The organism is Streptomyces sp. IBSBF 2435 (assembly GCF_036815005.1).
Taxonomy (GTDB): Bacteria; Actinomycetota; Actinomycetes; order Streptomycetales; family Streptomycetaceae; genus Actinacidiphila.
In genome coordinates, this window is sequence record NZ_JAJSYW010000275.1 from 1 (window position 1) to 6325 (window position 6325).

4 protein-coding genes are annotated in these 6325 nt (G+C 73.1%); 3 read left to right on the forward strand and 1 reads right to left on the reverse strand.

The window, feature by feature from the left end:
• The first annotated feature begins 424 nt into the window (after positions 1–424).
• From V7E46_RS31760 to V7E46_RS31770, 3 genes are all read left to right on the forward strand, one after another.
• Entirely contained in the window at positions 425–1690 is a 1266-nt protein-coding gene (locus V7E46_RS31760) for a ribonuclease D (RefSeq protein WP_333771647.1), read from the forward strand.
• A 227-nt stretch (positions 1691–1917) separates the two neighbouring features.
• Positions 1918–3138: a thiolase family protein gene (locus V7E46_RS31765; protein ID WP_329173785.1), complete on the forward strand. Its 1221-nt coding sequence runs from the start codon at positions 1918–1920 to the stop codon at positions 3136–3138.
• The gene (locus tag V7E46_RS31770; RefSeq protein ID WP_333771648.1) at positions 3135–5261 is read left to right on the forward strand and encodes a 3-hydroxyacyl-CoA dehydrogenase NAD-binding domain-containing protein; all 2127 of its coding nucleotides are present in this window, start codon (positions 3135–3137) and stop codon (positions 5259–5261) included. The genes V7E46_RS31765 and V7E46_RS31770 overlap by 4 nt, the downstream gene beginning before the upstream one ends.
• Before the next feature lie 80 nt (positions 5262–5341).
• Here V7E46_RS31770 and V7E46_RS31775 read toward each other — a convergent pair whose 3' ends face one another.
• Positions 5342–6205 (reverse strand): DsbA family protein, encoded by an 864-nt coding sequence (locus V7E46_RS31775; protein ID WP_333771649.1) that lies wholly within the window; start codon positions 6203–6205, stop codon positions 5342–5344.
• Between the last annotated feature and the right edge of the window lie 120 nt (positions 6206–6325).

A 6325-nucleotide genomic window follows, 5' to 3' on the forward strand; every position in this document is an offset into this window, starting at 1 on the left:
GCGGAACGTTCCGCCCCCTGCGTCGCCCGCTCTCGGGGCCGGCCCCGAGCGCCCCTGGGCGGGGTGCCGCGTGCGGTGGCGTTTCGCCTCCACCACGGCTGTGGTCGCACGCGCGGTTCCCCGCGCCCCCGGGCGATTGCCACCTCCTGTCGCCTTCGCACCTGCGGTGCGCGGTGGCTGGCCGCGCGGTTCCCCCGCGCCCCTGGGCAGTTGCCATTTGCCGCGGCATCGCCTTCCTTCCCACTGCCCTGGCTGAGCGCGCAGTTCCCCGCGCCCCTGAGGGGCACCCTCTCCCGCGGAGAGGGGCACCCTCTCCCGCGGAGGGCAGCCACCAGGGCCCGGGGAAGGGACCGGGAGCGGGGGTGGGGGGACCCACGAGGGCCTGGCGAACGCCCGGAGGGCGTGGCACGGCTACCCTTGACAGGTGACCGACGCCAGAGAGACCGCAGCCCCGGAAGACGCGGCGCCGGTTCCGCTGCTGGACCCGCGCGAGGGTATCCCGCCGGTGACCGCGGACCCGGAGGCGCTCGCGGAAGTCGTCGCGGCCTTCGCCGCAGGTTCCGGCCCGGTCGCCGTCGACGCCGAGCGCGCCTCCGGCTACCGCTACGGGCAGCGGGCCTACCTGGTCCAGCTGCGCCGCGCCGGAGCAGGCACTGCACTGATCGACCCCGTCGGGTGTCCCGACCTGTCCACCCTGGACGCCGCGCTGCGCGGCACCGAGTGGGTACTGCACGCCGCCACCCAGGACCTGCCCTGCCTCGCGGAGCTGGGCATGCACCCGACCTCGCTCTTCGACACCGAGCTGGCCGGGCGGCTGGCCGGCTTCCCGCGGGTCGGGCTCGGCGCGATGGTCGAGCAGGTGCTGGGCTTCGCCCTGGAGAAGGGCCACTCCGCGGTCGACTGGTCCACCCGCCCGCTGCCCGAGCCCTGGCTGCGGTACGCGGCGCTCGACGTCGAGCTGCTGGTCGACCTGCGCGACGCGCTGGAGGAGGAGCTGCGCACCCAGGGCAAGCTGGAGTGGGCGCTCCAGGAGTTCGCGGCCATCGCCGCCGCCCCGCCGCCGGCCCCCCGGGTGGACCCGTGGCGCCGTACGTCGGGCATGCACAAGGTGCGCAGGCGGCGGCAGATCGGCGTGGTGCGCGAACTGTGGCTGGCCCGCGACCGTACCGCCCGGGAGCGGGACGTCTCCCCCGGGCGGGTGCTGAGCGACGCGGCGATCGTGGCCGCGGCGCTGGAGAACCCGCCGAATGTGCACGCGCTGGCCGCGCTGCCCGGTTTCGGGCACCGGATGGGCCGCCGCCAGCTCGACCAGTGGCAGGCCGCCGTCGACAAGGCCCGCGGGCTGCCGGAGCGCGAGCTGCCGCAGCCGACGGCCGCGTACACGGGACCGCCGCCGCCGCGCGCCTGGGCCGACAAGGACCCGGCCGCCGCGGCCCGCCTGTCGGCGGCCCGCGCCGCGGTCACCGGCCTGGCGGAGGAGCTGAATCTGCCGCAGGAGAATCTGCTCACCCCGGACACCGTCCGCCGGGTGTGCTGGTCGCCACCCGGCGACCGCTCCCCCGACGCGGTCGCGGCGGCGCTGGCCGCGCTGGGCGCCCGCCCGTGGCAGATCGAGCTGACCACCCCGCTGCTCGCCAAGTCCCTCACCGCGCGCCCGGCGCCGGAGCCCGTGCCGGAGCCGGAGGAATAGCCCCTTTTCCGGTGTGACCTACGCCGCTTCCCCGGGTTGTACTGTCCCGACCTGTTACTGGCGAGTAGCATGATGGTGGGCGCCGTTGCTCGTTCCGCGAGGTGCGGTGCCCCGCACCTCCACCATCCCCCCGGTCACCCCGGTGAGCGCGCCCAAGGCCGCGCCGGTGTCCGTCGACACCGGATCGCGGCGGCCGGCGGCGAGCGAACACAGAAAGAGGGAACCTCGTGCCCCGTACTGCGAGGGACGTCGTCTTCGTCGACGGCGTCCGCACCCCGTTCGGCAAAGCGGGCCCGAAGGGCATCTACCACGAGACCCGCGCCGACGACCTGGTGATCAAGTGCGTCCGGGAACTGCTGCGGCGCAACCCCGACCTCGACCCGGCCCGTATCGACGAGGTCGCCGTCGCCGCGACGACGCAGATCGGCGACCAGGGGCTCACCCTGGGCCGCACCGCGGGGATCCTGGCCGGGCTGCCGACGACCGTGCCCGGGTTCTCGATCGACCGGATGTGCGCCGGCGCGATGACCGCGGTGACGACGACGGCCGGCGGCATCGCCTTCGGCGCGTACGACGTGGTGGTCGCGGGCGGTGTCGAGCACATGGGGCGGCACCCGATGGGCGAGGGCGTGGACCCGAACCCGCGGTTCGTCTCGGAGAAGCTGGTCGACGAGTCCGCGATGTCCATGGGCATGACCGCGGAGAACCTGCACGACCGCTTCCCGCAGCTGACCAAGGCGCGGGCCGACGAATTCGCGGTCCGCAGCCAGGAGAAGGCGGCGAAGGCGTACGCCAACGGCCGGATCCAGCAGGACCTGGTGCCGATCGCGATCCGCCGCACCAACGCCGAGGCCGGCGAGACCGGCTGGGGTCTGGCGACCGCCGACGAGCCGATGCGCCCGGGCACCACCCTGGAGCAGCTGGCCGCGCTCAAGACGCCCTTCCGGGCGCACGGCCGGGTCACCGCGGGCAACGCGGCGGGCCTCAACGACGGCGCGACCGCCTCGCTGCTGGCCGCCGAGGACGTCGCGGCCGAGCTGGGCCTGCCGGTGCGGATGCGCCTGGTGTCGTACGCCTTCGCTGGCGTTCCGCCCGAGGTGATGGGCATCGGCCCGATCCCGGCCACCGAGAAGGCGCTCGCCAAGGCGGGCCTGGGCATCGACGACATCGGGCTCTTCGAGGTCAACGAGGCCTTCGCCGTCCAGGTGCTGTCGCTGCTCGACCACTACGGCATCGCCGACGACGACCCGCGGGTCAACCAGTACGGCGGCGCGATCGCCTTCGGGCACCCGCTGGCCTCCTCCGGGGTGCGGCTGATGACCCAGCTGGCCCGGCAGTTCGAGGAGCAGCCGCACGTGCGGTACGGCATCACCACGATGTGCGTCGGCTTCGGCATGGGCGGCACGGTCGTCTGGGAGAACCCCCACTTCGACGGGAGCGGCAAGTGACAAGCACCACCGAACTTCTGGCGCACGCGGCCGAGCTGTTCCCCGGCGAGGTCGTCACCGACGCGCAGGTGCGGCATCTGGACCTGCCGGGCGCGGGGCGCTTCGCGCTGATCACGCTGGACAACGGCTTCGACCACACCAAGCCGACCACCTTCGGCCCGCAGTCGCTCGCCAAGCTGGACGCGGCGATCGACCAGGTCGAGCAGGAGGCCGCGGACGGCACGATCAGCGGTGTCGGCATCACCGGCAAGCCGTTCGTCTTCGCCGTCGGCGCCGACCTCAAGGGCATGGAGCTGGTCAAGCACCACCAGGACGCGCTCTCGGTCGGCAAGGGCGGCCACGACGTCTTCAAGCGGCTGTCCTCGCTGGCGGTGCCGACCTTCGCCTATTACAACGGCGCGGCAATGGGCGGCGGCGTCGAGGTCGGCCTGCACTGCACGTACCGCACGGTGTCGGCCTCGGTGCCGGCCTTCTCGATGCCCGAGGTCTTCCTCGGCCTGGTGCCCGGCTGGGGCGGCTGCGCGCTGCTGCCGAACCTGATCGGCGCGGACCGCGCGGTCACCGTGATCGTCGAGAACTCGCTCAACCAGAACCGCCAGCTCAAGGGCACCCAGGTCTTCGAACTGGGCATCGCCGACGCGCTCTTCGAGGCCGCGGACTTCCTTGAGCAGTCGCTGGCCTGGACCGCGGCCGTGCTCAAGGGCGAGATCGAGGTCGTACGCCCCGAGCTGGACCGCGGCCAGGCGTGGGACCAGGCGGTGGAGCGCGGGCGCTTCATCGCCGACGGCAAGGTGCACGGGGCGGCCCCGGCCGCCTACCGCGCGCTGGACATCATCGCAGCGGTCAAGGACGGCGACCTCCAGCGGGGCTTCGACGCCGAGGACGTCGCGCTGGCCGACCTGACCATGAGCGGCGAACTGCGCAGCGGCATCTACGCCTTCGACCTGGTGCAGCGGCGCGGCAAGCGCCCGGTCGGCGCGCCGGACAAGGCGCTGGCCCGCCCGGTGACGAAGGTCGGCGTGGTCGGCGCGGGCCTGATGGCGTCTCAGCTGGCGCTGCTGTTCGTGCGCCGCCTCGAAGTGCCGGTGGTGCTCACCGACATCGACCAGGCGCGGATCGACAAGGGCGTGGGCTACGTCCACGGCGAGATCGACAAGCTGCTCGCCAAGCACCGGATCGGCCAGGACCAGGCGAACCGGCTCAAGGCGCTGGTGAGCGGACACCTCGACAAGGCCGCGGCTTTCGGTGACGCGGATTTCGTCATCGAGGCGGTCTTCGAGGAGATGGGCGTCAAGCAGCAGGTCTTCGCCGAGCTGGAGGCGGTGGTACGCCCGGACGCGATCCTGGCCACCAACACCTCCTCGCTGTCGGTGACCGAGATGGCCGCGAAGCTCGACCACCCCGAGCGGGTGGTGGGCTTCCACTTCTTCAACCCGGTCGCGATCCTGCCGCTGCTGGAGATCGTCCGCGGCGAGGGCACCGACGACGCCTCACTCGCGACGGCTTTCGCGGTGGCCAAGAAGCTGCGCAAGACCGCGGTCCTGGTCAAGGACGCGCCGGCCTTCGTCGTCAACCGGATCCTGACCCGCTTCATGGGCGAGATCCAGAACGTCATCGACGAGGGCACTCCGGTGGCGGTCGCCGAGAAGGCCATCGAGCCGCTGGGCCTGCCGATGTCCCCGCTGGTGCTGCTGGAGCTGGTCGGCCCGGCCATCGGCCTGCACGTCTCGGAGACCCTGCACGGGGCCTTCCCCGACCGCTTCACGGTGTCGGAGAACCTGGCGGCGGTCGTCAAGGCGGGCAAGCGCGGCTTCTACGTGTACGACTCGGGCCGCCCCGAGCTGGACCCGGAGGTCGCCGCGCTGCTCCAGCAGGGCGACAGCGTGCTGACCGAGCAGCAGGTGCGCGACCGGGTGCTGGACGCGGTGGCCCAGGAGATCGGGCTGATGCTGGACGAGGGTGTGGTCGCCGAGGCGCAGGACGTCGACCTGTGCCTGATCACGGGCGCCGGCTGGCCCTTCCACCTGGGCGGTGTCACCCCCTACCTGGACCGTGAGGGCGTCTCGCAGCGGGTGAACGGCAAGCCCTTCCTCGCCCCGGGCGTGGCGAGCGTCCCGGCCTGACCGGGCATCACGGAGGGGGGCGGGGCCGTGGACGGCCCCGCCCCCCTTTTTCGTGTGCCTCAGGCCGCGGGCAGCGGGCGTCAGCCGGCCAACGCGGGGGTCTCGGTCGGGGTGGCCTGGAGCGCCACGACCCGCTTGGCCTCCTTGATGATCTTGTCGTGCAGCTTCGCCGGGGTCAGCGTGGTGCTCACGCCCTTGACGCTGACGCCGTTGAGCTGGACGACGGGGACCGCGCCCAGGTCGGCGGCGGCGAAGAGCTGCTGCGACTTGTCCGCCCAGCCCTCGTGGTCGCGCTGCTCGATGCACGGGTCGAAGCTGGAGGCCTTGATCTTGCCGGCCTTGCGGGCCAGCTTCTTCATCAGGCTCTCGCTGGCCAGCGCGTCGCTCCTGGGGTCGGCGGGCTGGGCCTTCCACACCTCGGCCACGAAGGCCGCGAAACGGCTCTGGTCCTGCGCGCAGGCCGCGGCGTTCGCTGCCACCAGCGCGCCGGTCCCGCCGTACTGCTTGTCGGTCGCCGTCACCAGGCGGTACTGGAACTGCACCTGGCCGGTGGTCAGCAGCTGCTGGAAGACCGCCCCGTACTCCTCCTGGAAGGCCTTGGAGTCCGGGCTGCGCAGGTCCTCGTAGACCGTGACGGTGACCGGGATCGTCGGGCGCACCGGGATGGCGAGCTTGGGTCCCGCCGGGGGCGTCGGGCTGGGCGACGCGGTGCCCGCCGGGGGGGCCGTCGGCACCGGCGCCGCGGCCACCGCGCCGCTGGGCTCGGAGACCTTGGTGTCCTTGTTGCTGCGGACATGGGCGCCGATCACCGCGGAACCGCCGAAGACCACGGCCATCGCCACCACGCCGATCGCGTACGGGCGCATCCGGTCCAACAGGCTCTTGCGCTTCTTCTTCGGGGCCGCCGAACCGCCCGGGGTGCTGGGTCCCTTGGACTCCGCCATTTGCTACGCCACCTCGATCATCCGCACTGCTCTCGCGCATTTCTACCATCGGTCCCGGGGGGCGCCGGGCGGGGGGGGGGGGGGGGGGGGGGGGGGGGGGGGGGGGGGGGGGGGGGGGGG